The 1,359-nt window shown below is 48.1% G+C and carries 2 protein-coding genes; one reads left to right on the top strand and one right to left on the bottom strand.

Translation table 11 applies throughout. The features are described from left to right. Nucleotides 1–881 (bottom strand): chemotaxis protein CheV (locus tag D6694_11690; GenBank protein RMH38942.1); only part of this gene is annotated, 881 nt, incomplete at its 3' end. Between the two features lie 188 nt (nt 882–1,069). Here D6694_11690 and D6694_11685 point away from each other — a divergent pair. After that, nucleotides 1,070–1,359, top strand: a 290-nt coding sequence (locus D6694_11685) for a hypothetical protein (protein ID RMH38941.1), incomplete at its 3' end; no start/stop codon positions are given.

The raw sequence follows: 1,359 nt of genomic DNA, 5'->3' as shown, positions 1-1,359 counted from the left end.
TCATTCGGATCAAACTTCGCGATGAATCTGTCTGCGCCGACTTTGTCGACCATCGCCTTATTGAAAACGCCGCTTAAGGACGTATGTAAAATCACCGGCAGCTCGGCAAGTCTTGCATCCGAGCGAACTTCAGCAGTAAACGTATAACCATCCATCTCTGGCATCTCAATGTCAGAAATGACTAACAACACTTCCTTAGTCACGTCACGGCCACTATCTGCAATCGACTTCAGATAATTGAGTGCTTCCAGACCATCCTTCGCTAGATGGGTCTTCAGTCCAATTTGCTCTACCGTACGCTTGACCTGATTTCGTGCCACGGCAGAATCATCCGCAATCAGTACCACCCGGTCGTGCGGCGCTTTGAATTCAGTTTCAATGATATCCTGAGACACCTCGGTCGACATCGGTGTGATTTCTGACAACACTTTCTCGACATCAATTATCTCAATGAGCTGGTTCTCGAATTCAGCCACCGCAGTTAAATAGCTTTGTTTGCCTGACCCAGCCGGCGGGGGGTGAATCTCGCCCCAACTTAAGTTGATGATGCGCTCCACATTGTGAACCAGAAATCCTTGCACCGTCCGGTTGTATTCGGTGATCACCACAAAGGCATTTTCGATTTTCTGTAACGGAGGCCCACCAATTGCCATACTCAGGTCCAAGACCGATACTGTTTCGCCACGAATGTGAGCCGCGCCGCGGACCACTGGATGGCTTTGGGGAATTTCAGTCAGCTTAGGACACTGCAGCACTTCCCGAACTTTGAATACGTTAATCCCGTAAATCTGCTTTCCGGTCAGTTTAAACAACAAAAGTTCTAACCGGTTCTGACCCACCATCTGGGTTCTCAGATTCACATTGTCCAATAAACCCGCCATCGTTCTCTTCTCCCGTTCGCGCCCATAATCGACTTAGGCACAATATTTGCTTCGAATGTGCTAAGGACGCAGTATTTACCTAATGAATGTCAATATCATGACGTCTTTCAACCAATGAGGTTCAACTCATGTTAAGCATAGGCCAAAACGCCGTGTTATCCCAATTTACCAAAGCCGCCCTGTGCTTGATGGCCGCCATGTTTTCCTCCATGGCTTTTGCATCGGCCAATCGCATTCAATCTTTAGATGAGATTATGCGACAAGTCGACAAATATCTGACAGCGCAATATCCATCTTCGGAAAGTCGTCGATTCGAGTTTGATATGCGCCCTCCGGATAAGCGGTTACGACTTCCAAAATGCCTGGACGCTTTAACAATCGCTTCCATTGGCCCAAAAACAAATGTCGGCACATTGACCGTCCGCGTCACATGCCCGTCACCACGTTGGGAAATTTATGTATCAGGACGCCGTTTGGT

The sequence above is a fragment of the Gammaproteobacteria bacterium genome (assembly GCA_003696665.1).
Lineage (GTDB): Bacteria > Pseudomonadota > Gammaproteobacteria > Enterobacterales.
Note: the sequence above shows the minus strand (reverse complement) of the source record. Positions and strands in the feature narration are given on the sequence as shown.